At 71.8% G+C, this 22,683-nt stretch carries 20 protein-coding genes; 12 read left to right on the top strand and 8 right to left on the bottom strand.

Annotated features, from left to right (window positions below; all coding sequences use genetic code 11):
* Window positions 1-825 precede the first annotated feature (825 nt).
* From HUG12_RS21375 to HUG12_RS21325, 11 genes are all read left to right on the top strand, one after another.
* Window positions 826-2,400, top strand: a complete 1,575-nt coding sequence (locus HUG12_RS21375) for an alkaline phosphatase family protein (protein WP_179270913.1) — start codon at window positions 826-828, stop codon at window positions 2,398-2,400.
* A 7-nt stretch (window positions 2,401-2,407) separates the two neighbouring features.
* The gene (locus tag HUG12_RS21370; protein ID WP_179270912.1) at window positions 2,408-3,445 is read left to right on the top strand and encodes a DUF354 domain-containing protein; all 1,038 of its coding nucleotides are present in this window, start codon (window positions 2,408-2,410) and stop codon (window positions 3,443-3,445) included.
* Window positions 3,446-3,495: 50 nt separating this feature from the next.
* Entirely contained in the window at window positions 3,496-4,458 is a 963-nt protein-coding gene (locus HUG12_RS21365) for a polysaccharide deacetylase family protein (RefSeq protein ID WP_246308237.1), read from the top strand.
* Window positions 4,459-4,798: 340 nt separating this feature from the next.
* Window positions 4,799-5,947: a DUF354 domain-containing protein gene (locus HUG12_RS21360; protein ID WP_179270911.1), complete on the top strand. Its 1,149-nt coding sequence runs from the start codon at window positions 4,799-4,801 to the stop codon at window positions 5,945-5,947.
* Window positions 5,944-7,008 carry a non-hydrolyzing UDP-N-acetylglucosamine 2-epimerase gene (gene wecB / locus HUG12_RS21355; protein ID WP_179270910.1) on the top strand — a complete coding sequence of 355 codons (1,065 nt, stop codon included), beginning with the start codon at window positions 5,944-5,946 and terminating at the stop codon, window positions 7,006-7,008. The genes HUG12_RS21360 and wecB overlap by 4 nt, the downstream gene beginning before the upstream one ends.
* A gap of 198 nt (window positions 7,009-7,206) precedes the next feature.
* Window positions 7,207-8,214 (top strand): GNAT family N-acetyltransferase, encoded by a 1,008-nt coding sequence (locus HUG12_RS21350; RefSeq protein WP_179270909.1) that lies wholly within the window; start codon window positions 7,207-7,209, stop codon window positions 8,212-8,214.
* Window positions 8,215-9,153: a glycosyltransferase gene (locus HUG12_RS21345; protein ID WP_179270908.1), complete on the top strand. Its 939-nt coding sequence runs from the start codon at window positions 8,215-8,217 to the stop codon at window positions 9,151-9,153. It begins immediately after the preceding gene.
* A gap of 118 nt (window positions 9,154-9,271) precedes the next feature.
* Complete coding sequence (locus tag HUG12_RS21340) at window positions 9,272-9,508, top strand: hypothetical protein (RefSeq protein WP_179270907.1); 237 nt, start codon at window positions 9,272-9,274, stop codon at window positions 9,506-9,508.
* A gap of 479 nt (window positions 9,509-9,987) precedes the next feature.
* Complete coding sequence (locus HUG12_RS21335) at window positions 9,988-11,826, top strand: hypothetical protein (RefSeq protein ID WP_179270906.1); 1,839 nt, start codon at window positions 9,988-9,990, stop codon at window positions 11,824-11,826.
* On the top strand, window positions 11,827-13,296 hold the full coding sequence (locus HUG12_RS21330; RefSeq protein WP_179270905.1) for a flippase: 1,470 nt from the start codon (window positions 11,827-11,829) through the stop codon (window positions 13,294-13,296).
* An 81-nt stretch (window positions 13,297-13,377) separates the two neighbouring features.
* Window positions 13,378-14,337, top strand: coding sequence for an NAD-dependent epimerase/dehydratase family protein (locus tag HUG12_RS21325; RefSeq protein ID WP_179270904.1), 960 nt, complete (start codon window positions 13,378-13,380; stop codon window positions 14,335-14,337).
* Window positions 14,338-14,370: 33 nt separating this feature from the next.
* Here HUG12_RS21325 and HUG12_RS21820 read toward each other — a convergent pair whose 3' ends face one another.
* Window positions 14,371-14,637 (bottom strand): hypothetical protein, encoded by a 267-nt coding sequence (locus HUG12_RS21820; RefSeq protein WP_246308224.1) that lies wholly within the window; start codon window positions 14,635-14,637, stop codon window positions 14,371-14,373.
* A 20-nt stretch (window positions 14,638-14,657) separates the two neighbouring features.
* Window positions 14,658-15,413: a hypothetical protein gene (locus HUG12_RS21320; protein ID WP_246308223.1), complete on the bottom strand. Its 756-nt coding sequence runs from the start codon at window positions 15,411-15,413 to the stop codon at window positions 14,658-14,660.
* A gap of 151 nt (window positions 15,414-15,564) precedes the next feature.
* Here HUG12_RS21320 and HUG12_RS21315 point away from each other — a divergent pair, with 151 nt between their 5' ends.
* Entirely contained in the window at window positions 15,565-16,098 is a 534-nt protein-coding gene (locus HUG12_RS21315) for an FxLYD domain-containing protein (RefSeq protein ID WP_218836500.1), read from the top strand.
* A gap of 24 nt (window positions 16,099-16,122) precedes the next feature.
* On the opposite strand, the gene HUG12_RS21310 is transcribed toward HUG12_RS21315, so the two are convergent.
* The 6 genes from HUG12_RS21310 to HUG12_RS21285 all read right to left on the bottom strand — a co-directional run bounded on the left by HUG12_RS21310 (window position 16,123) and on the right by HUG12_RS21285 (window position 22,677).
* On the bottom strand, window positions 16,123-16,818 hold the full coding sequence (locus tag HUG12_RS21310; protein WP_179270903.1) for a DJ-1/PfpI family protein: 696 nt from the start codon (window positions 16,816-16,818) through the stop codon (window positions 16,123-16,125).
* Window positions 16,819-16,958: 140 nt separating this feature from the next.
* Entirely contained in the window at window positions 16,959-17,789 is an 831-nt protein-coding gene (locus tag HUG12_RS21305) for a ParB N-terminal domain-containing protein (protein ID WP_179270902.1), read from the bottom strand.
* Entirely contained in the window at window positions 17,782-18,909 is a 1,128-nt protein-coding gene (locus HUG12_RS21300) for a Gfo/Idh/MocA family protein (RefSeq protein ID WP_179270901.1), read from the bottom strand. The genes HUG12_RS21305 and HUG12_RS21300 overlap by 8 nt, the downstream gene beginning before the upstream one ends.
* A 71-nt stretch (window positions 18,910-18,980) precedes the next feature.
* Window positions 18,981-19,568, bottom strand: coding sequence for a metal-dependent hydrolase (locus HUG12_RS21295; RefSeq protein ID WP_179270900.1), 588 nt, complete (start codon window positions 19,566-19,568; stop codon window positions 18,981-18,983).
* Window position 19,569: 1 nt separating this feature from the next.
* Window positions 19,570-21,003, bottom strand: a complete 1,434-nt coding sequence (locus tag HUG12_RS21290) for a DUF1616 domain-containing protein (protein WP_179270899.1) — start codon at window positions 21,001-21,003, stop codon at window positions 19,570-19,572.
* A gap of 312 nt (window positions 21,004-21,315) precedes the next feature.
* Window positions 21,316-22,677, bottom strand: coding sequence for an MBL fold metallo-hydrolase (locus HUG12_RS21285; protein WP_179270898.1), 1,362 nt, complete (start codon window positions 22,675-22,677; stop codon window positions 21,316-21,318).
* Between the last annotated feature and the right edge of the window lie 6 nt (window positions 22,678-22,683).

Below are 22,683 nucleotides of genomic sequence, written 5' to 3'. Positions count from 1 at the left end.
TGGCAGTGACGGACGGCTTCACCTTCGACGACTACGACGACCTGCTGGCGGCCGCCGAGGGGGCCGGCTACGACTTCCTCACGGTCCGCGAGTACCTCGCGCGCGAGTCGGTCCCCGAGCGGTTCCTCGTGCTCAGACACGACGTGGACCGGAAGGCCGAGAACGCCCACAAGATGGCGACGCTGGAGGCCGAGCGCGGCGTCTCGAGCACGTACTACTTCCGGACCTCGACGTTCGAGCCGACGATGGCGCGGGCCGTCGAACGACTCGGCCACGAGGTCGGCTACCACTACGAGGACTACGTCCGCGCGGGCGGCGACCTCGACGAGGCCCACGAGCGGTTCGACCACTCGCTGCGCTGGTTCCGACACGTCTGTGAGGTCGACACGATCTGCATGCACGGGAACCCGCTCTCGCCCCACGACAACCGCGACATGTGGACCCGCGCGGACGCCCCGGGGTTCGACGAGTACGGCCTGCTCGGCGAGGCGTACCTCTCGATGGACTTCGGGGAGGTGACGTACTTCTCGGACACCGGCCGGACGTGGGCCGACGGCCCGCTGAAGATCAAGGACCACACGATGGGCGAGGGGGAGAAGGCGGTCGCGGCGGCCACGACGGCGGAACTGGCCGAACTCCTCGCGAACGGCGAGGTCGGGCGGGCATGCGTGCTCGCACACCCGAACCGCTGGGCCGACTCCTACCCGGAACTGCTCGCCGAGCGCACCAAGGACGTCGCGGTGAACCTCGTGAAACGCGGGTTCAACGCGGTTCGAACGACCAGTCCGTGACGATACCGGGCACGCGTATGACATCCATCACATCATGACGACGATCACCATCGGACTCGACGGGGCGAACTGGGACCTCATCGGCGACTGGCTCGAAGGGGGTGAGCTGCCGAACCTCCAGCGGCTGATCGACGACGGGGTCGGCGGCGTCTCCGAGAGCTGCCTGCCGCCGCTGACGGTCCCGAACTGGAAGTGCTACGCGACGGGGAAGAACCCCGGCAAGCTCGACGTCTTCCGGTTCGACCGCATCGACACGGCAAACAGGGACCACGTGTTCCACGACGCCACCGACTTCAAGAGCGCGGAGCTGTGGGACTACCTCAACGACGAGGGGATGCGCGCGGGGGTCATCAACAAGCCCTCGACGTACCCCCCCAAGGAGATCGACGGCTTCGTCGTCGCCGGCGGGCCGGACGCCTCCGAGGGGACGTACCGCTCGCTCGACCACGGCTTCGCCACGCCGCCCGACGTGGAGGAGTTCCTGCGCGAGGAGCTGGACTACCGGGTCCACCCGTCGCCGATGATCTCCCCGACCGAGACCGGCGAGGCGGAGGTCGAGGCGGTGCTCGAACTCGTGGACCTCCGGTTCGAGGCCGCCCGCCGGCTGCTGGAGCGGGAGGACCCGGACTTCCTCCACCTCACGGTGTTCTACAGCATGGCGCTCCAGCACTACTTCTGGGACGACGAGCCGGTCCGGCGCGCCTGGCAGCGCATCGACGAGCACATCGGCGAGTTCCTCGACGACGACGAGGAGCACGACGTCCTCGTGATGTCGGACCACGGCACCTGCGAGGTCGAGACCGTGTTCTACGTCAACGCCTGGCTCGCCGAGCGTGGGTACCTGCGGATCGACGCGGGCGTCGACTCCGCCCTCCAGTCGCTCGGGGTCACCCGCGAGCGCGCGCTCGCGATCGCCAAGAAGTTCGGCATGGTCGAGACGCTGAGCGAGGTCGTCCCCGAGCGCGTCCAGCGGATGGTCCCGTGGGAGGAGGGCGTCAAGCGCGACCGCGTGCTCTCGGTCGTCGACTGGGACGGGACGACCGCCGTCGCGAGCAACCAGGGGCCCATCTACCTCAACGTCCCCGAGGACGACCCGCGCTACGAGGAGCTCCGCGACGAGCTCATCGAGGAACTCGAGGGGCTGCGCCATCCCGAGACCGGCCAGCGCATCGTGCGCTCGGTCGAGCGCGGCGAGGAGCACTACGGGGGCGAGTACGCGCACAACGCCCCCGACCTCATCCTCGACCAGGGCGAGAACGTCCACACGAGCGACGCCATCGGCCCCGACCTGTGGTACGCGAGCGAGGGGGTCTGGCGCGGCGGCAACATGCCCGAGGGGATCTTCCTCTTCTCGGGCCCGAGCTTCCGGAGCGACGGGCTGGGCGAGCGCGCCCGCATCGTCGACCTCGCGCCGACGCTGCTGCACGCGATGGGCGCGTCGGTGCCGACCGACGTGGACGGAACCGTGCTCGACGTGTTCGCGCCGGGGAGTGAACCGGCCGAGCGCGGGGTCTCGACCCGCCCGCCGCTCGACGCCGACCGGGAGGCCGTCGAGGGGGGAGGCGACGACGTCGAGGAACGGCTCGCCGACCTCGGCTACCTGGAGTGATGGCCTGATGCGCGCGCTGTTCGACGTGAGTCACCCGGCGCACGTCCACCTGTTCAAGCACGCCGCCGCCGAACTCGGCGGGGAGGGTCACGACGTGTTCGTCGCCTCCCGGGAGAAGGACGTGACGACCGACCTGCTCGACGCCGCGGGGATCGCACACAGCCCGCTCACTGGCGTGTGCGACGGCCGGTACGGGACGGCCAGGGAGTGGGTCGCCCGCGAGGGCCGGCTCCTCCGGCTGGTCCGGCGGTTCGACCCCGACGTCGTCGTGAGCAGGCTCAACCCCGCCGCCGCGCACGTCTCGCGGCTGCTCGGCGTGCCGAACGTCGTCTTCCACGACAGCGAGTTCGCGGGGCTGCTGGAACGGGTCACGACGCCGTTCGCGACGGTCGTCTGCACGCCGGCCGGCTTCGGGCGCGACTTCGGCGAGCGCCAGCGCCGGTACGAGGGGTTCCACGAACTCGCGTACCTCCACCCGGCGCGCTTCGAACCGGACCCCGACGCCCTCCGCGAGGCCGGCGTCGACCCCGACGAGCCGTACGCGGTGCTCAGGTTCGTCGCGATGGGAGCCCACCACGACGTCGGCCACGAGAGCCTCTCGCCCGCGGACAAGCGCGAGCTCGTCGAGCGGCTGGAGGAGGAGGCTGGGCTCACGGTGTACGTCTCCAGCGAGGGACCGCTGCCGGCCGACCTGGACGACAGGCGGGTGCCGGTCCCGCCCGAAGCGGTCCACCAGCTGCTCGCGCACGCCGACGTGTACGCGGGCGACTCGGGGACGATGGCGACCGAGGCGGCCGTGCTCGCGACGCCGACCGCGCGGTTCAACCCCTACGGCGACGAGATGGGGAACTTCCACGAACTGCACGAGTACGGGCTCGTCAGGACGCTCCACGGGGTGTCCGACTTCGTCGACGCCGCGGTCGCGCTGGCGACGGATCCGGACGCCGGGGACCGCTGGCGGACGCGGCGGCGCGACATGCTCGCCGAGAAGGTGGACGTGACCGCCTACATGCTCGAGACGGTCCGCGAGGTGGCGGCGGCGTGATCGGGAGCTACGACGGGTGGGACGGCGGCAACCGCGGGGCGACCGACGACGTGGTCGCCGACGAGCGAGCCGTGCCGGACGGGCACACGTTCGCGCTGTGTCTCACCCACGACGTCGACAGGCCGTACAAGACGTACCAGTCGCTGTTCTACGCGCTGACCGAGCCGGACCGGCGGCGGTACCACCTCTCGACGGCGCTGCCGGGGGTGAACCCCTACTGGCAGTTCGGGACGGTGATGGATCTGGAGGCGGACCTGGGCGTCCGCTCGGCGTTCTACTTCCTCTCCGAGCAGCGCCTGTTCCGGGACCGACCCCCCCGCGAGTGGCCGTCGATGGACGCCTGGCGCCTGTTCGCCGGGCGGTACGACCCCGCCGACCCCGAGATCCGGGCGGCGATCCGGCGGATGGACGAGGGGGGCTGGGAGGTCGGCCTGCACGGCTCCTACGAGTCGTTCGAGGACCGGGAGCGCCTCCGCGAGGAGAAGGCGACCGTCGAGGAGGCGCTCGGCCGCGCGGTTCGCGGCGGGCGCCAGCACTACCTCAACCTCGAGGCGCCCGACACGTGGGCCGACCACCGTGCGCTGGGGCTCGCGTACGACGCCAGCCTCGGCTCCAGCGAGGAGTACGGGTTCGACCACGGCTACGGCGTCCATCGCCCGTTCGACGACGGCTTCGTCGTGTTCCCGCTGACGGTCATGGAGCAGTCGCTCCCGGACCCGGGCGAGGAGTTCGACCGGGCCCGGGAGGCCTGCGAGGACCTCCTCGCGGAGGCGTGCGACAACGGGGCCGTCATGACGGCGCTGTGGCACCCCCGCCACTTCAGCGAGGGGGAGTTCCCCGGCCACCGCCGGCTGTACCGACGGCTGGTCGAGCGCGCGCTCGAACTCGGCGCCTGGGTCGGCTCCCCGGGACAGCTGTACGAGCAGGAGGGGCTGGCCGACCCGCCCGGGGGCGGCGACCGGCGGAGGGCCACCTCCTCGACGGGTCCGGACGGCGACGGGCCGGAACCGTGATATAGCGACGTCATAACGACCCGACGAGGGGGAGGGATCGGTCGAGTAGGCAGCCTTTTCGACGGGGCGAAACGTGCCGAACGGAGAACATGATATAGCGAGGTCATAACAAACCGGACGTGGTACGCGGGCGAGGATGTATGAAAGCTGGTACGTTCTCGCACGAACCGTGGAGACGGGTTCGGCCGTTCCCCGTGTCCGGGACGGTCCACCCGTCGTGGGGCGGGTCCGCCGAACGGAGTGGCGCGACCCGGCCGCCGCTCGATGCCGACGGCGAGGCGATCGGAGCCAACGAGGGGAGCGCCGAACGGCGTCGCGCCGGCCCCCGTCGGTCGGGCTGATGCGTGCGCTCTTCGACGTGAGCCACCCGGCCCACGTCCACCTGTTCAGACACGCCATCCGGGAACTGGAGGCCGACGGGCACCGGGTCCACGTCACCTCCCGCGAGAAGGACGTGACGACCGACCTGCTCGACGCCGCGGGCATCGACCACACCGTCCTCTCGAGCCACCGGGGCACGCTCCCGGGGCTGGCGGCGGAGTGGACGGTCCGGGAGGCTCGTACGCTGACGACCGCCGCACGCTTCCGTCCGGACGTGGTCGTGAGCCACCTCAACCCCCCGGCGGTCCACGCGGCACGGCTGGTCGGCAGTCCGAGCATCGTCTTCGCCGACAGCGAACCCGTCCGCGTCCCGGTACACCTCGCCTGCCCGCTCGCCAGCGTCGTCTGCACGCCCCGGTCGTTCAGCAAGGACCTGGGTCGGTCCCACCGGTGCTACGACGGGTTTCACGAACTCGCGTACCTCCACCCCGACCGGTTCGAACCGGACCGGGGGATCCTCGAGGCATCCGGCGTCGACCCCGACGCGCGCTACTTCGTCCTGCGGTTCGTCTCCTGGGAAGCCCACCACGACGTCGGCGAGGGCGGCCTCTCGCTGGAGGCCAAGCGGGAACTGGTCGCGCGCCTCTCCGAGCACGGGGAGGTGTACGTCTCGAGCGAGTCGGAACTCCCCCCCGAGTTCGAACCCTACCGCCTGCCGGTCCCCCCCGAGGCGATCCACAGCCTGTTACACTTCGCCGACCTCTACGTCGGTGACTCCCAGACGATGGCGACGGAAGCGGGCCTGCTGGCCACGCCCGCGGTGCGGTCGAACTCCTTCGTCGGGGACGGAGACATGACAAACTTCCGCGTCCTGGACGACGAGTACGGCCTGGTCCGGTCGGTGGCCGACGAGGAACGGGCCGTCGAGAAGGCGCGTTCGCTGGCGACGGACCCGGAGGCCGACGCGCGCTGGCGGCGTCGGCTGGATCGCTTCCTCGAGGAGGCCGTCGACGTCACGGGGTTCATGCTGGATCTGATTCACGCGGCGGCCGACGAGGGGGGCGAGGTGGCCCGCCACGTCGCACACGAGGTGGGGGAACCGCCCGCCGCGACGGACGACCGGCCCCGCCCCGTGGTCCACGCCGCCGACGGGGGGGCCGACCGATGAAGGTGCTCACCGTGGTCGGCGCGCGCCCGCAGTTCGTCAAGGCCGCGCCCGTCTCGCAGGCGCTCGAGTACGGGCACGAGGAGGTGCTCGTCCACACCGGTCAGCACTACGACGAGCGGCTTTCGGAGGTGTTCTTCGACGAGCTCTCGGTTCGGCGCCCCGACCACGACCTCGACGTCGGGTCGGGGCCCCACGGCGAACAGATCGGCCGGATGACCGCCGGCGTCGGCGAGTGCGTTCGCGAGGAGGAGCCCGACGTCGTGCTCGTCTACGGCGACACGAACTCCACGCTGGCGGGCGCCATCGCGGCCGCACAGTCGCCCGCCGCGCTGGCCCACGTCGAGGCAGGTCTGCGGAGCGGCGACCGCGGGATGCCCGAGGAGGTGAATCGCGTGCTGACCGACCACGCGTCCGACCTGCTGTTCGCGCCGACCCGACCGGCCGTCGACAACCTCGCGGCGGAGGGGCTCGCCGAACGCGCCCACGACGTCGGCGACGTGATGTACGACGCGCTACTCCGGGCGAGGAATCGCGCTCTCGACCGGTCGACGGTCCTCGAGGACTTCGGCGTCGCCCCGGGCGAGTACGTGCTAGCGACCGTCCACCGCGCGGCGAACACCGACGATCCGGGCCGGCTATCGAACGTTCTCGAGGGGCTCTCCCGGTCGCCCCGACCCGTGGTGTTGCCGATCCACCCCCGGACCCGCGGGCGGATCGAGGAGCACGGGCTCGAGGACGCCGTCGGCGACGCGGTCCGGCTGGTCGAGCCGGTGGGCTACCTCGATTTCGTCCGGCTCGTCGACGGCGCCGAGCGCGTCGCAACCGACTCCGGAGGCGTCCAGAAGGAGGCGTTCCTGCTGGCCACCCCCTGCGTGACGTTTCGCGACCGAACTGAGTGGGTGAACACCGTCGAGTGCGGCTGGAACGAGTTGACCGGCGCCGACGCCGACGCCATCGCCGCGGCGCTCGACGGGCGGACGAACCGGCCCGACCGACCCGACCTGTTCGGCGACGGGGAGGCGGCGCCGAAGGTGGTAGAGGCGCTCGCGGCCGCCGTCTGAGCCGCCACTCCTCCTCCGGTCCGGGGACGGCGAGCGCCGCGTAACCCGTCCCGCGGCAGCGGCAGTTCTAGGGCGTGGTTGCTCGGGGAGACCGCGGCGCGCGGACCCGACGTCGGGCGGGCAGGTGAATCCGACCGGGACGCGCGGGCCCGATAGGCGGGGGATAACTAACCCGGCTCGGACCCCGGACCGGAGCGAATGAACCTCGAGACGCTCTCGCTCGACGAGTGGGGGGACGCGCTGCCCTCGTCCGGGTTCGAGCCGTTCCACGTTCCCGCGGCGCTGGAGGCCCTCGACGCGCACACGGACGGTGAGCTCCGGCTGTACGGCGGGTTCAAGGGCGACCGACCGGTCGGTCTGTTCCCCGCGGTGGTCCGCGAGCGGTCGGTCGGCACGGCGATTCTCTCGCCGCCGCCCGGCTTCTCGATCCCGCGGCTCGGCCCGCTGGTGATGCCCGCGAGCCCCAAGCGACGCAAGCGCGAGAAGGTGAACGCGACGTTCGCCGCGGAGCTCGTCGAGGAGCTGGACGTCGACTCCTCGCTGACGCTGTTCCGGACCGTCTGCACCACGGCCTACCCCGATCCCAGGCCGTACGTCTGGAACGACCTCGACCTCGACACGCGGTTCACCTACCGGCTCGCGGTCGACGGCGACCCTGACGACATGCTCGCGGCGTGCAGCAAGAGCCTGCGCCGGGAGATCCGCGACGCCCGCGACCTCGACGTGACCGTCGAACCCGAGGGGCTCGAGGGGACCCGTGCCGTGTTCGAGCGGGCGGCCGAACGCTACGCCGAGCAGGACCGGACGTTCAGCCTGACGTGGCCGTACGTCCGCGACCTGACCGAGTCGATGGCGGCCGACGACCGCTGCAGGACGTACGTCGCCCGTGACGCCGACGGCGAGTTCCTCACCGGCGTCGTCGCCCTCTACTCGAACGACGACGCCTACTTCTGGCTCGGCGGCGCCCGCACCGTCCACGAGGGGGTGAGCGTCAACAGCCTCGTCCACTGGCGGATGGTGGAGGACGTCGCAGCCGGCGAGCCCCGCCAGTCGGTCGACGGCTACGACCTGATGGGCGCGAACACCGAGCGGCTCTGCCGCTACAAGAGCAAGTTCGGCGCGGACCTGTCGCCCTACTACGTCGTCGAGTCCGGCGGCCCGAGCATGGACGTCGCCAAGCGCGCGTACCGGCTGGTGGCACGGTAGATGCACGCGCTCGAACTCGTCACCAACAGCAGGTCGCGCTTCTTCAACCAGCAGATCCGGCACCTCGAGGCGGGCGGCGTCCGGACCACGACGCTCGCGGTGCCCGGGGACCGCGACTACGGCGGCGGCGGGGTCGACGGCCGCAGCCCGGTCGACTACCTCCGATTCTACCCGACTGTGCTGCGCCACTCCTTCCGGGACTACGACCTCGTCCACGCCAACTACGGCCTGACCGGTCCGGCCGCGGTGGCCCAGCCGTCGCTCCCGGTCGTCCTCTCGCTGTGGGGGACCGACCTGATGGGCCCGTTCGGGCCGGTGAGCGCGGCCTGCGCGCGCCTGGCCGACGCCGTCGTCGTCATGTCCCCGGAGATGGCCAGCCGCCTCGACGGCGAGTGCCACGTCATCCCCCACGGCGTCGACCTCGACCGGTTCGCGCCCGCCCCGCCGGCGGAGGCGCGCGCCGAACTCGGCTGGAACCCGTCGGCCTCGCACGTCCTGTTCCCGTACCCGGCGGGCAGGGAGGTGAAGAACTACCCCCGCGCCGAGCGCGTGGTCGACCTCGCCCGCGAACGGGTCGACGGCGACGTGGAGTTCCACACCGTCTCCGGCGTCTCCCACGAGCGGATGCCGGTCTACATGAACGCCGCCGACGCGCTCCTGCTGACCTCCAGGCGGGAGGGGTCGCCCAACTCCGTGAAGGAGGCGATGGCGTGTAACCTCCCCGTGGTGTCGGTGGACGTCGGGGACGTCCGGGCGCGACTCGACGGCGTCTCCCCGTCGTACGTGCGCGACTCGGACGACGGCCTCGCGACCGCGCTCGCGGACGTCCTCGCGGACGGCGAGCGGTCGAACGGCCGCGAGGCCGCCCGCGAGGTGAGCGTCCAGCGGACGAACGAACGGCTCCGCGAGGTGTATCGCGACGTGGTCGCCGACGCCTGAGGGGTCGACGGGCGTCGACGCCCGTCGACCCCGCTGACCCGGCCGAGGACCCGCGCGTTCGCCGGCGGGACTCCAACTCCCCTCAACGTTTATTGAAGTTCGCGGCGTACGTTCCCCCATGGCACAGTCCCAGACAGCGGAGCGTGGCACGGCGGGGCGGAGCAGCGGCTTCGGCACGCTCGGATGGTTCTCCCTCCTCGGGTTCCTCATCATGGGGTTGCTGTACGTCCTCGACGTGGCCGAGATCGCCGACTCGATCCTCCCGCCGATGGCCACGCTGCTCGTCGCCGTCGTCGCCGGGATCGGCGCGCTGCTGTTCTACGTCGGGAACGACCCGACGGCCGGGCGGCGGTGATCGGCCACGACCCCGGAGGCGGACCGCGGCCGCGTCGGACGCGCCGAGCCGCGAGGACGACGGCCGCGCCGACTCGCTGCTCCCCGTTCGAACGCCGTACCACCCTCCGGTAGCATCCCGTTAGGGCTCGCGTCCGCGTGACCGATTAGCGGCCAGCTGAGCCGCCGTCCCGTAGTCGTCCCTCGGCGGTCGTCCGACCGTCCGGCGCGTTCGCGGTGGCGCCGCGGTCGACGCGACCGGCCCGCCGGTCCGGACGGCGGGCCGGGACGCCGTTTCTCGTCCGGGCTCGGGAGGCCTTCGCGGGTCGAACACGGGGCGCGGATCGGCGGTCGGACGCGGGGCGTCGGTCGCCCGTCCTCCGTGGGGCCGGAGACCGCGGTGCGTCCGGTTCCGGCCGCCGGAGGCCGGTACGGGCTCCATAACTAAGCCGATGACGCCGGCGGTGTATGACGACCACCCACTCGCGGATGGGGAACACTATGTCAGGAAGGACTCATCGCGGCGTCTCGAAGGTCGGGCTCACGGTCGGTTTCCTCGCGCTCCTCGGAGCGGTGCTGCTCGTCCGTCGATCGTCGCCCGTGGGGTACGAGCTGTCGGTGTACAGGGGGACCGATCCGATCGTCTGGGCCTGTCTCGGGCTCGCGCTCGCGACCGGCGTCGGCGCCGCGCTCGCGACCGACCGGTCCGACCGGGTGAGCGACGCGGGGCTGTTGCTCACCGGCGCGGCCGTGTTCGTCGTCGCCACGCTCCCGCTGTTGCGGGGGTACTACTTCTACGGGGCCGGCGACTCGCTGAGCCACCTCGGCTGGACCCGCGAACTGGCGGCGGGGTCGCTCGCGCCGGTCGATCTCCTCTACCCGGGGATCCACAGCACGGCCGTGTTCCTCGGCGAGCTCACGGGCCTCCCGCTCCGCGTCGCGCTCGTGCTCGTCGTGCTCGGCTGTTACACGCTCGTGTTCCTGCTGTTCGTCCCGCTGTGTGTCAGACTGCTCGACGGCTCGCGGCTGGCGCTGACGCTCGGCGTGCTCGCGGCGCTCCTGTTCGCGCCGATCAACGGCGTCTCGGTCCACCCGAACGCCCACCCCGCGAGCCAGGCCATCCTCTTTTTCCCGTTCGTGCTCTACCTCGTGCTCCGGTACAGCACGCGCCCCTGGCGGAAGTCCGCCGCCGAGTTCGCCGGCCCCGAGGACCGCGACCGCGTGACCGCCGTGGGCATCCTGCTCGCGATCGCGTCGACCGCCGTCGTCCTGGTCCACCCGCAGCAGGCGCTGAACGTGGTGCTGTTCTTCGTCGCCATCGTGACCGTGCAGGCGGTCTACCGCCGGTGGCGGCGCGACCACCCGGTCGCGACCCACCGGCCGCTGTACGCCCAGACCGCGCTCGTCGTCGTCGCGTTCCTCATGTGGGCGCCCCGCTTCGAGCGCGTCCAGGGCGCGGTCGTTTCGACGGTGTCGAGCGTGCTGCTCGAGGGGCCGAGCGCGGGGACCGTCGTCGCGAGCAAGTCCGTCTCGCTGGTCGCCATCGGCGGGAGCCTGCCCGTGCTGTTCGCCAAACTGTTCCTGCCCGCGCTCGTCCTCTCGCTGTTCGCGGCCGGACTGATCCTCGCGCTGGTCACGGGCCGGATGCGCGACGAGCGCTCGGAGGCCGCGTCGCTGATGCTGTATCTGGCGGCCGCGCTGGTCCCGCTGTTCGGCGTGTTCCTCCTGCTCGTCGCCTCCTCGGCCGGGGACATGTACTTCCGCTACCACGGGTTCATCATGGTCCCGGTGACGATCCTCGGCGCCGTCGCGATGGCGCGGGCCGTCCGCTCGCTCGAGGGACCCCGCCGGCGCACGGGGGTCCGCATCGCGCTCGTCGCCGCGTTCCTGATCCTGTTGCCGGTCGGGGCCGCGGCGCTCCACTCCTCGCCGTACGTCTACCAGCCGACCCAGCACGTCCCCGAGAGCCAGGTCGAGGGGTACGCGTCCGCCTTCGACCACGGCGAGGCGGGGGTCGAGTGGGTCGGCATCCGCACCGGCCCGCGGCGCTACGTCGACGCCGACTACGGCACCGAACACGCCCGGACGACCCTGGAGTTCCCCGGCTATCGGGAGCCCGTCGGGGAGGCCGTGTTCCAGCGTGGGAACTACACCGAACGGTTCGACGAGGACCGCTACATGGCCGTGACCGACTCCGCCTACGAGCGCGAAGTGACGCTGTACGACGGCTTCCGCTACGGCGAGGCTGGCTTCAGGTCGCTCGAGACGACGCCCGGGGTGAACAAGGTCAGGGCGAACGACGGCTTCCGGCTGTACCGCATCGACGGAGCGGGGCGGTAGATGTCCTTCTCGGAACGCCTCGCCCGCGGCGTGAAGGCCACCTTCGGCGCGAACGCGCTGACCATGGTGGCGAACGCCGCCCTGATCATCGTCCTCACGCGCTTCCTGCTCACGCCCGAGGAGTTCGGCGAGCTCAACTTCGCGCTGTCGGTGCTCACGGTGGCGAGCATCATGGCGACGCTCGGGCTCCCGAAGTCCACCGCGCGGTACATCACCGACTTCGCCGAGACCGACCCGGGACAGATCCCCCACATCATCCGGCGATCGCTCGTCTTTCTCGGGGCCGTCACCGTCGTCGTCAGCGTCGGCGTCGTCGTGCTCGGCCGACCCGTCGCCCGGATGCTCGGCGAGCCGAGCCTCGTCCCGTTCCTGCTGATCGGCGCGGTGTACGTCGCCGCCCGGTCGGGGACGAAGTTCCTGAGCGCGGCGTTCCAGGGGTTCAACCGCGTGACGTGGACCGCCGTCGTCGGCGTCGTCTCCAACGTCTCCCGGCTGCTGTTCGTCGTCGGCTTCGTCCTGCTCGGCTTCGGCGCCGTGGGCGCGCTCGCGGGCTACGTCGCCGGCTTCCTCCTCGCGGGGGCGGTCGGCTTCGGCGTGCTGTACGCCAAGTTCTACCGGCAGTACGAGCCGGCCGACGACGTCGAGGAGGGGCTCACGCGGCGCGTGCTGGAGTACGCCGTCCCGCTCACGGCGACCCGGGGGGCGAACGTGCTCGACAAGAAGGTGGACACCCTCCTCATCGGCGTCCTGCTGAACATGACCGCGGTCGGGTACTACACGGTCGCGAAGCAGGTGTCGGACTTCGTCGCGGTGCCGGCCGCGTCGTTCGGCTTCACCATCTCGCCCGCCCTCGGCGAGCAGAAGTCGGGCGACCGGCTCGACCGCGCGGCCCGCCTGTACGAGCGCTCGCTGGAGTACGTCCTGCTGGCGTACATCCCCGCGGCGGCGGGGCTGGTCCTCGTCGCCGAGCCGATGATCCAGTACGTCTTCGGGGCCGACTACATCGCCGCCGTCCCGGTCGTCCAGGTGTTCAGCGGGTTCGTCCTCGTCAACGCCGTGAACAAGGTGACCAGCGACGGGCTGGACTACCTCGGCCGGGCGCGCGAGCGCGCCATCGTGAAGTCGACGATGGCGGTCTCGAACTTCCTGTTGAACCTGGTTCTCATCCCGCGGATGGGCGTGGTCGGCGCCGCGGTCGCGACGGTCCTCACCTACACCGTCTACACCGGGACGAACGTCTGGGTCATCCACTCGGAACTCGGCTTCAGCGTCCGGCGCGTGACCCGCCACGTCGGCGTCGTCTGTCTCGTGACCGCCGGGATGGCGGCCGTCGTCGCGTCGGTTCTCCCGATGGTCTCGGGCGTGGCCACGCTCGTCGGCGCGGTGTTCGTCGGCCTGGCCGTCTGGGGCGTGCTCGCGGTCGTCGGGGGGGTCCTCGACGTGCGGGAGGTGGCCGACTTCCTCGCGTGACGGAAGGCGACGGCTAACAATCCCGCGACCGTTCGTGGCCGGTCGTATGGACCAGCGACCAGCGACGTGCGGTGAGCGACGATGACCGACGTGGACGCCCCCAGCGGCCTGACGACCCTCGTGACCGGCGGCGCCGGCTTCGTCGGGAGCCACGTCGCCGACGCGCTCGTCGCGGACAACGAGGTGCGCGTGCTCGACGACCTCTCGACCGGCCGGCCGGGGAACGTTCCCGACGGCGCGACGCTCGTGGAGGGCGACGTGCGCGACCCGAACGACCTCGGCGCCGCGATGGAGGGGGTCGACCTGGTGTTCCACGAGGCGGGGCTCGTCTCGGTGCCCGACTCGGTCGAGCGGCCCGCCGAGAGCCACGACCGGAACGCGACCGCGACCGTCCGGCTGCTGGAGGCCGCCCGCAGGGCGGACGCCCGGGCCGTCCTCGCCTCGAGCGTCGCCATCTACGGCGAGCCGGAGTCGGTGCCCGTCGCGGAGGACCACCCGAAGGAGCCGGCCTCGCCGTACGCGCTCGACAAGCTCGCGCTCGACCACTACGCCCGGCTGTACAACGACCTCTACGGGCTCGAGACGGTCGCGCTGCGCTACTTCAACGTCTACGGGCCCGGACAGGCGAGCGGCCCCTACAGCGGCGTCATCCGGGCGTTCCTCGACCAGGCGCGCTCGGGCGGCCCGCTCACGGTCGAGGGCGACGGCGAGCAGACCCGCGACTTCGTCCACGTCTCGGACGTTGTGGACGCGAACCTCGCGGCCGCACGGACCGACGACGTCGGCACGGCCGTCAACGTCGGCACCGGCGAGAGCGTCACCATCCGCGAACTGGCCGGGACGGTCCGGGACGTGACCGGCGCGGACGTGGACGTCGTCCACACGGACCCGCGGCCGGGCGACCTCAGGCGGAGCCGCGCGGACCTCTCCCGCGCGCGGGAGGTCCTGGGGTACGAGCCGACCGTGTCGCTCCGGGACGGGCTCGCGGCGCTCGTGGAGTCCGAGCGGACGGGGACAGCCGACGCGTCCGCCGGGCGGTGAGACGCGGGCCCGGGACGGGGTCGGGGTCCGCGGTCAGTCCCCGTCGCCGTTCCGGACGAGAAGCGGTCCCTCCTCGGCGTCCGCTCCCGGGAGGATCGGTCCGACCGCCGCGGTCCGCCGGATGAGCGTCGCCGTCCGCAGGATGTAGGCGGCGAGCAGCGCGAGCGGGAGCGAGACGACCGCCGCGAGCAGCGAGACCGCGTACGGGACGTACTCCGTGCCGAGGATCGCCCCGCCGAGATCGCCGTACAGCAGGGCGATCAGGACGGCCCCGAGCACCGACGGCAGCCCGCTGTACACCGTCAGCTGGGAGAACCGGGTCAGCTCGCGCTGGAGGTGGATCGTCTTGAAGTGTTCCTGGACCGCGGCGGACAGCCGCAGCGCCTCGACGAGGTCGTCGAACGCGGCCGCGGCCTCCCCCGAAGGCGCGGGGGCGTCGTTCCGGAGGCGTTCGGCGGCGTGGAGCTGCCGAGTGTCGTCGTACTCGACGGCCGCCGCGAGGGCGTCGAACGCCTGCTCCCCGAGCCCTCCAGCGTCCCGTCGACCCGCGCGGCGTCGCCCGCGACCTCCTCGGCGTACCCCTCGACGCGGTCCCAGTACTCCCCGTCGCCGTCGTCGACTGCGTCGGCCAGGGCGTCCGCGCGCCGCCGGATGGCGTCGACGAGCAGTTCGAGCAGCCGGGTGGGCACCGCCGGGGACGCGGGCGCGCCCGTCACGTCCGCGACGTCCCCCCGGAACTCCGCGACGCCCGAGAGCCGGTCGCGGAACTCCCCGGCCGTGGAGAACTCCCGCGAGAGGATGAGCTGGTTGATCGAGACGACCAGCGTGACGAGCGAGAACGTGCCGGCGATCATCCCGCTCGCCATCCGCGTGACCGAGTTCGCCTTCGTGAACGCGATCAGCCCGGCCGCGTCGAGCGCGAGCAACAGCACGGGGACCGCGGCCGAGATACCCGGCTCGAGGCGTACCCGGTCGCCGCCGACCAGCACCCACTCGACCGCCCGGGTCCGCGCCGTCGACCCCTCGTCGTCCACCGCCGGCGAGTCGCCGGCTCCGACGTCCCCCGCAGAATCCATGGTGTGGACGTCGGCCAACGGCGCAAAGAGCGTTTTCCCGGGAACGGAGCCGTCTCCCCGCCCGGGAGCCGGGGACGGCCGGCCGCCGTGGGGGTCGCCGCCCGGTCCGGGGAGTATACTGAAATGCGTTCCGCGCGACGGTTCGTGCGTGATGGTCGACCGCGACCGCGGCGACGGGGACGGGTCGGGCGCGAGCGGCCGCTCCCGGCGGGCGACCCGCCGTGGCGTCCTCGTCTCGCTGGGGGCGGGGGCGACGGCCGCCCTCGCCGGCTGTACCGGGGCGAGCGACGACCCGACCTACGAGGAGGGGGAGGTCGGGACGGCGGGGGGCGACCCGCGCAACGCGAGCGAGATGTCCGCGGCGGCGGCGCTCGCGCCGAGCGGGACGAACGGCGCGGCGAGTTCGCTCGACGCGCTCTCGCTCGAGGGCCACGAGTTCGTCGTCCAGTCGGGGTACAAGGGGGCGACGGTCCGGGGGACCGTCGCGAACGTGAGCGAGCGGACCGTCTCGTACGTCGAGGTCCGCGTGCGGGCGTACGACGCCGACGGCGCCATGCTCGGCCGCTACCTCGCCACCGCCGGCGACCTCGCCGGCGGGACGGAGTGGGGGTTCGAGGTGCTCGTCCTCACCTCGCCCGCGGACGTCGCCACCTACGACGTCGCGGTGCTCGGCGTGCCGGAGTGAGCCGTCGGTCGGTTCCCGGCGAGCCTAGTCCGCCGGCTGCTGGACGCCGAGTTCGCCGAGCAGCGTCTCGGCGGCCGCGGTGGAGGACTCGGGTCCGCGCGCGGTGACGAGGTCGCCGTCCACCGTCACGGAGGCGTCCTCGTCGAGTTCGGCGTCCCAGTTCCCGCCCGCCGCCTCGACCTCGTCCTCGACCCAGTAGGGGAGCTTTCGACCGTCGGGCATCAGGTCGTTCCCGTCGACGATTCCCTCCTCCCACTCGTTCGGGAAGCCGGTCACGTCGCGCCCGTCGACCAGGAACCCCCCGTCGGAGCCGCGGGTGAACGCGAGCAGGCCGACGGCGTGGCAGACGACCAGCGCCGTCCCCTCGTCGGACTCGACCGCGTCCCGAAGCAGCGCGCGGGCGTGGCGGTCCTGGTTGACGTCCCACTCCGTGCCGTGGCCGCCCGGGAAGACGACCGCGTCGTAGTCGGCCGCCGACACGGTCGCGACCGGCTCGGGGTCGTTCAGTCGCTCGTCGTTCTCGGCGACCTCCTGGACGAACTCGGCGGTCTCCTCCCCGACGTTCTCCGGGTCGGTCGAACGCTCGTCGACGAGCGCCGGGCCGCCCGACGGCGTCGCGACGGCCACGTCCACGTCGGCGTCGTCGAGCGTCGTTAGCGGTTCGATACACTCCTCGGCCCAGTAGCCTTCCTCGCTGACGACGAACAGTGCTGAGGTCACGGACGGGCGTTGGTGGAGCAGGGCCAAAAACGGTCGGGCGGCGCAGCCCGGAGCGGGGTCCGGGCGGGTCGCAGGTAGGGCCGAAGCGGGGGACCGGCGGGACGAGGGCCGGCGCGCCGGCGGCGGCGGCGGCGGCGGCGTCAGCCGCCGCCGAAGTCGAGATAGCGGACGTCGGGGTGGTCGCCGTACTCGCGCACGGCGGGGTCGCCCCGCACGTACGCGTCCCTGATCGCCTGCCACCGCTCGTGCCGGCGGAGGATGCGGACGGGGACCGTCTCGAGCCCCTGGACCTTCGCGATGGAGAGGCGGTTCCGGCCGTCCTCGAACAGCAGCTCGCCGTCGCGGGCGACGTGGACCGCGATCTCGTCGTTCAGCCGCTCGATCTTGAGCCGGGGGCCGGAGCTGATCGGATCCGCCAGGCCGCCCCCGCTCAGTTCCTCCTGGGACCGGTAGCCGTGCTCCGCGATGCAGTCGTACAGTTCGTCGAGCCGCCGACACCGCTCGCGGAACTCAGCCTCCGAGGTGCAGTCCCACATGACGCGTCCCGCCTCCATCTCCCGGACGACGCGGTCGTAGAACGCCGTCTCCTCCCAGGGGACGCCCTCCTCGAAGTGGGCGACGTACGCCCGATAGACGTCCATGTCGGCGAACCGGGCGTCGGTCAGGTCCCAGTCGCCGCCGACGACGGTGCCGGCCAGCCGGAACTTGGCGAGCGTGAACTCCCGGGCCGACTCGACGTCGGCGGGGTCGACGTGGACGAGCCGGTACGGCACGACCGGCGCGTCGTACCGGACGGCGTTCGCCTTCGCGCGCGCCCGGACGTAGCCGCGAGCGTACGCGTCGCGGGCGGCCAGCAGGTGCGGCTCGAGCGCCGGTTCGCGTTCGAGGAGCCGCCTGCCGGCCCGGCGGATCGAGTCGTCGGCGGCGGCGACCGCCCGGGCGAGCCGCGCCGTTCCCAGCTGTTCACTCACCGTCCCGGGCGACCGCCGGTTCGACGGGGTGGGCGTCCTCCTCGGCCCCTTCGCCGCCCCGTGCCGCGTTCCGTATCTCGTCCATCAGCAGGATCGTCCACCGCGCCTCCTCCAGCGGGACGGGCATCTCGCCCTCGCCCAGCAGCGCCTTCGACTCGGCGTCGTTCTGGTAGTAGTGGGCGTTGAGCTGCCTGGCGACGTCCCAGCTGTCGTCGCGGGCGCGCCGGACCACCGAGTGGGCGTTCCGGGCCGTACCGATCAGGCGGTCGCCGGCCCGGTCGACGTTGTTGAGCGCGCGGTTTAGCGCCGACGACTTGTAGTTCCGGTCGTGCTTCTCGAGCGTCTGGGAGATCAGGTCGACCGTGAGCGACATCTCCTCGCCGTGGATCAGGATCACCCGGTTCGGGATGGTCCCGCCGAGCATCTTCGTCGTACAGAGCACGCCGTCCTCGCTGACGTAGCTCACCTGCGCGGCGTCGTAGTCGAACGTGCGGTCGTAGGTGCCGAACAGCCCGGTGAGCGCCTGGATCTCCGACTCGTCGCGGGGGTAGCCGCCGGCCCGCAGCGTGAGGTAGATCGGGTGGGGGATCCCCTCCTCGAACTCGCCGCCGGAGAGCTCGAAGTTCCAGTCGCCGCGGTTCGGGTCGTCGGCGAGGCTGGAGCCGGTGTACACCACGTCGACGCCCTTCACCTGGCCGAGTTCGCCGGCGTCGACCTTCCCCATCGCCTCGCGCATCACCGGGTCGAAGTTGTGGTTGTGCTTCGCGGAGACGGTGACGCCGTGGCGCTCCGCGAGCGCCTCCAGCTCCTCGAACTCCTCGAACGTCTCGGTCGTCGGCTTCTCGATCTGGATCGGGATGCCGGCCTCGATGGCCGTCCGGGCCACCGCGAGGTGCGTCTGGACGGGCGTGCAGACGTGCAGCCAGTCCAGGTCGGCCTCCGCGACCAGTTCCTCGACGTCGAAGTACGCCTCGATGTCGTACTCGGACGCGATCTCGCGCGCGCGGTCCTCGTCGAGGTCACAGATGGCGACCAGTTCCGTTCGCGGGTTCCGCGAGAGTCCCGAGAGGTGAACCCCCGAGACGGTTCCGCCGCCGACGACCGCAGTTCGTAACGTCATCGGCCTTCCCTGCCGGCCGTTCGGTCATTGTTATGGACAGCCTCTCCGGGATTGGGGCGTACTTAACCCCGTCACCGCCCGTCGGGTCGCGATCGGGGGAACACGGCGTCGATGACCGGGCGTACCCCCGGCATCCCGTCCCACACCCACACGAGGAGGGCGAACGCGAGCAGCCCCCCCTCGAACAGCAGGTACGTCGTCCCGCGCGGGGTGAGCAGGAACCCGAGGAAGTCCGCCACAAGCTCCTGCAGGTGCGGGAGCCCGTCCGGCGGGTCGGAGTCGGAAGCGGGCACGAGCGGCCAGAGCAGGAAGCCGAGCACGACGTCGCCGTCGACGAGGAACGGGTACGCCACGTCGCCCGCCAGGTGGGAGAGGTAGCCGAGCGCGAACGCCGGCGCGATGCGGGGGACGCGGGCGAGGACGCCGGCGACCGTCACCGCGACGATGGCGGGGAGCGCGAACAGCAGGGAGTGCGCGAACGACCGCCCCGACGGCAGGACGCCGAGCCCCCACGCCAGCGGCTTGTCGATCAGGTCCGGCATCTGGGTGGCGAGCACGAGCACGAGCACGGCGAGCGTCGTCGGCGAGCCGTTCCCCCTCGCGTGGGTGTACAGCGTGTACAGCAGGTACCCCACGACGAGGTGCTCCCACGGCCACATCTCAGGCGGCCCCGCCGGACCGCGGCGGGCGGAGGGCGGACGAGCCGTCGTCCCCGGCGGTTCCGTTCCCGTCCGTCTCGTTACCGGCGGTTCCGTTCCCGTCCGTCTCGTTACCGGCGGTTCCGTTCCCGTCCGTCTCGTTACCGGCGGTTCCGTTCCCGTCCGTCTCGTTACCGGCGGTTCCGTTCCCGTCCGTCTCGTTACCGGCGGTTCCGTTCCCGTCCGTCTCGTTTCCCGCAGTCTGGTCGCCGGCTGACTCGGTCCCCGCGGTCTCGTTTCCGGCCGACTCGGTCCCGCTCGAGTCCGCTTCGTCCGCGTCACCCTCGCCCGCGTCCGCCCCGCTCGCGTCGTCCGCGCCCGAGTCCGCTCCGCCCGAGTCGTCGCCGTCGGAGTTCGCCCCGGCGGCGTCGCTTCCGTCATCCTCGGCCCCCTGGCCGACGTCGATCCAGAGGTAGAGGTGCTCCTTCGGGACGTCCTCCGAGGGGTCGGACGGCGCGTCGCCCTCGTAAACGTAGTAGCTGAGCCGGAGATCGTCCCCGCGGAGCGAGGGTTCGATCGTGTGGGGTTCCCGCGCGGTCACGCCGTCGTCGACCTCCATCGAGAGGCGGGTCAGTTCGGCGCGCTCGACGACCGCGAACTCGTCGCCGGAGCCGCGGACCCGCTCCAGCGAGACGATCGCGGTGTACGCCCGACGGTCGCCCTCCCGGTTCTCCACGGTCAGGACCAGCGGCGCCGACTCGCCGGCGGCGAACTCCGTGGTGTAGTTGCCCGCCACCAGTTCCTCGCCCCCGTCCGTCAGCAGGGCGACCTCCGTGTAGCCGGCCCCCGAGGGGGGCGCGACGAGCCCGTAGGCGAGCCCCGTCAGCGCCGCGACCACCGCGAGCAACAGCAGCACGTTCAACAGCGCCTCGCGGTAGGTGGGCGCCCCGACGGTCGCCCCGTGGAGCTCCTCGCCCCACCGTGCGACCGGCAGCCCGAGCCGCTGGTCCGCCGGGAGCTGGAGACGGCGGAGCGCGCCGACGACGCCGCCGATCGCCGTGACGGCCGCGAGGCTGATCGCGATCGGGCCCGGGTCGAGCGGTACCCGCGCGACCGAGAGCAGGACCGCCAGCAGCGGGACGAGCGCGAGGCTCGCCGCGAACGAGACCGCCGCGCGCTCGCCCCAGGTGAGCCCCTCGTGGCCGAGGGGCCCGACCTCCCGCGCCGTCGCCGCGTCCGGGTCGCGCCAGCGTCCCGGGTACAGCACCGCCAGGATGGCGTACCCCGGGAGGAAGAGCACTAGCGGCAGCGCGACCGCGACGCGGACCGGGCCGGCGAACCAGACGGGCGAGACGTACACGAGCGCCGCGATCCCGACCGCGTAGACGACGGCGAGCAGCGCGTCCAGCGGGACCGCCCGTCGAGCGGTCCCCAGCCGCGCCTCGCGGGTGGTCATGCTCCTCCGGACCGTTGTTCGTCCGGCTCCCGGCCCACGCCGACGTGGCCGCGGTCCGGGTCGGTCCGGCCGGGGCCCACGCCGGTCCCGTGGCGTCCGTCTCCCGCGTCCGGCCCCGACCGCCGGCCGGCCGCCGCGGTCACGGCGTGGCCCCCGTCCGCTCGGGTCCACCACGCCGGGCGGTACGTTCCCCTGAATGCCGTCGCGTAAACCATCGAATCGTCTTCACGTGGCCGTACGTGGGCATTGTTATGGAGCGTATACGGGGTGGAAAGCGCCCCCGTACCCTCGCGCGTGGAGCGCGCTACTCGCTCACGCGTGGAGGAAGCTCATCGAGTAGTACAGCGGCCGTTCGTACACGTCCGGGTCCTTCTCGAAGCCGATGTGCGAGCCGATCTGGGCGTTGTTGAAGTGGGCGTACTTCGGTCCCTTGAGGATGCGGTGGAGCAGGCGCGGGTCCATGTTCATCCGGACGTACTCGTCCACCTGCCGGGCCTCGCGCTCGGAGATGACCTCCCAGCCGTCGCCCTCCATGGAGAGGGACGCGACCGCGCCGTCGACGAGTTCGAGGAGGACCGTCGTGTCGCTCTCCCACTGGATGTCGCGGCGCTTCTGATCGAAGTGCTCGTAGGCGGGGTCGAGCAGTTCCTCGAAGTCAGCGACCGTCGGCATCTCGTCGCCCTCGTGCGGGAACGACGCCTCGCTGAGCACGTTCTGGATGTACTGGAGCTTCTGGGTCGGGTCGACGGGCGTGTACGGGGCCGACTGCTCGCCGGTATCGACGTCGAACCACTCGCCGCTGTTGACGAGCACCGCCTCCGTGTGGTCGGGTTCGACGGTGTCGCTGGTCGCGAAGTGGTCCCGCGCCTCCTGCCTGCTCGGCGAGGCGACGTACTCGTTCCTGTCGGTGAGCGCCCCGGAGAGCGTGTAGCTCCCGGCGAACGGCATGACGTACCGCGGCTCGAGGGCGTTGATGAACCCCTCGGCGTCGCCGTACATCTCCCGGATGACCTCCTCGCGCGCCTCGCGCTTCTCCTTGGGCGTGTAGTCGTCCATGCACTGCGGGTAGAAGTTGGCCGCGGAGTACTGCATCAGCAGCATGTCGATCTCACCGTAGCGCTCCTTCACGACGTTGCAGGCGCGCTCGGAGAGGGGCCACCGGCAGTCGTTGGCGTTGACGAGCACGTTCTCCCCGTCGTCGAACACGCCCATCGAGTCGATCTGGGTCGAGCCGTCGGTGGTGCGGTCGCTGGCGCCCTCCATCCACCAGCCGCAGCCGAAGTAGTTGCCACAGACCTCCGGGTCGCAGTTGTCCGCCCCGAGGACGTTGAGGTGGAGGTCGCCGCCGAGGTGGATCCGCTCGTCGTGCGGGAGTTCCTGCACGTCGAACCCGAGCCGCTCGACGTTCTGCCGGAGGAAGTCGGTCGCGTAGTCGTGGATGAGCACCGGCGTGTCGGCGTCGAGCCGCTGCATCGTCTCCCGGTGGAAGTGGTCGGGGTGGATGTGCGAGACGTAGATGTAGTCGACGTCGACGTCCTCCGGTTCGATCGCCGGCGGGGGGTAGTGGGCCCACGAGCCGTAGAACGCCCCGTCGAGCATCCACGGGTCACAGAGGACGGAGATGTCACCGTCCTCGACGATGACGGTCGACGACTTCACGTGTCTGAGTCGCATGTCAGC

The sequence above is a fragment of the Halorarum salinum genome, assembly GCF_013402875.1.
Classification (GTDB): Archaea; Halobacteriota; Halobacteria; order Halobacteriales; family Haloferacaceae; genus Halorarum; species Halorarum salinum.
This window is presented reverse-complemented; position numbering and strand designations above follow the sequence as displayed.

What these genes read in the sequence shown, in the direction of transcription:
- HUG12_RS21285 (WP_179270898.1), bottom strand. Translation starts at nt 22,677, where the DNA reads ATGCGACTCAGACACGTGAAGTCGTCGACCGTCATCGTCGAGGACGGT.
- HUG12_RS21335 (WP_179270906.1), top strand. Translation starts at nt 9,988, where the DNA reads ATGTCAGGAAGGACTCATCGCGGCGTCTCGAAGGTCGGGCTCACGGTC.
- HUG12_RS21375 (WP_179270913.1), top strand. Translation starts at nt 826, where the DNA reads ATGACGACGATCACCATCGGACTCGACGGGGCGAACTGGGACCTCATC.
- HUG12_RS21325 (WP_179270904.1), top strand. Translation starts at nt 13,378, where the DNA reads ATGACCGACGTGGACGCCCCCAGCGGCCTGACGACCCTCGTGACCGGC.
- HUG12_RS21360 (WP_179270911.1), top strand. Translation starts at nt 4,799, where the DNA reads ATGCGTGCGCTCTTCGACGTGAGCCACCCGGCCCACGTCCACCTGTTC.
- HUG12_RS21295 (WP_179270900.1), bottom strand. Translation starts at nt 19,568, where the DNA reads ATGTGGCCGTGGGAGCACCTCGTCGTGGGGTACCTGCTGTACACGCTG.
- HUG12_RS21340 (WP_179270907.1), top strand. Translation starts at nt 9,272, where the DNA reads ATGGCACAGTCCCAGACAGCGGAGCGTGGCACGGCGGGGCGGAGCAGC.
- HUG12_RS21300 (WP_179270901.1), bottom strand. Translation starts at nt 18,909, where the DNA reads ATGACGTTACGAACTGCGGTCGTCGGCGGCGGAACCGTCTCGGGGGTT.
- HUG12_RS21320 (WP_246308223.1), bottom strand. Translation starts at nt 15,413, where the DNA reads ATGGATTCTGCGGGGGACGTCGGAGCCGGCGACTCGCCGGCGGTGGAC.
- HUG12_RS21350 (WP_179270909.1), top strand. Translation starts at nt 7,207, where the DNA reads ATGAACCTCGAGACGCTCTCGCTCGACGAGTGGGGGGACGCGCTGCCC.
- HUG12_RS21330 (WP_179270905.1), top strand. Translation starts at nt 11,827, where the DNA reads ATGTCCTTCTCGGAACGCCTCGCCCGCGGCGTGAAGGCCACCTTCGGC.
- wecB (WP_179270910.1), top strand. Translation starts at nt 5,944, where the DNA reads ATGAAGGTGCTCACCGTGGTCGGCGCGCGCCCGCAGTTCGTCAAGGCC.
- HUG12_RS21370 (WP_179270912.1), top strand. Translation starts at nt 2,408, where the DNA reads ATGCGCGCGCTGTTCGACGTGAGTCACCCGGCGCACGTCCACCTGTTC.
- HUG12_RS21345 (WP_179270908.1), top strand. Translation starts at nt 8,215, where the DNA reads ATGCACGCGCTCGAACTCGTCACCAACAGCAGGTCGCGCTTCTTCAAC.
- HUG12_RS21290 (WP_179270899.1), bottom strand. Translation starts at nt 21,003, where the DNA reads ATGACCACCCGCGAGGCGCGGCTGGGGACCGCTCGACGGGCGGTCCCG.
- HUG12_RS21315 (WP_218836500.1), top strand. Translation starts at nt 15,565, where the DNA reads ATGGTCGACCGCGACCGCGGCGACGGGGACGGGTCGGGCGCGAGCGGC.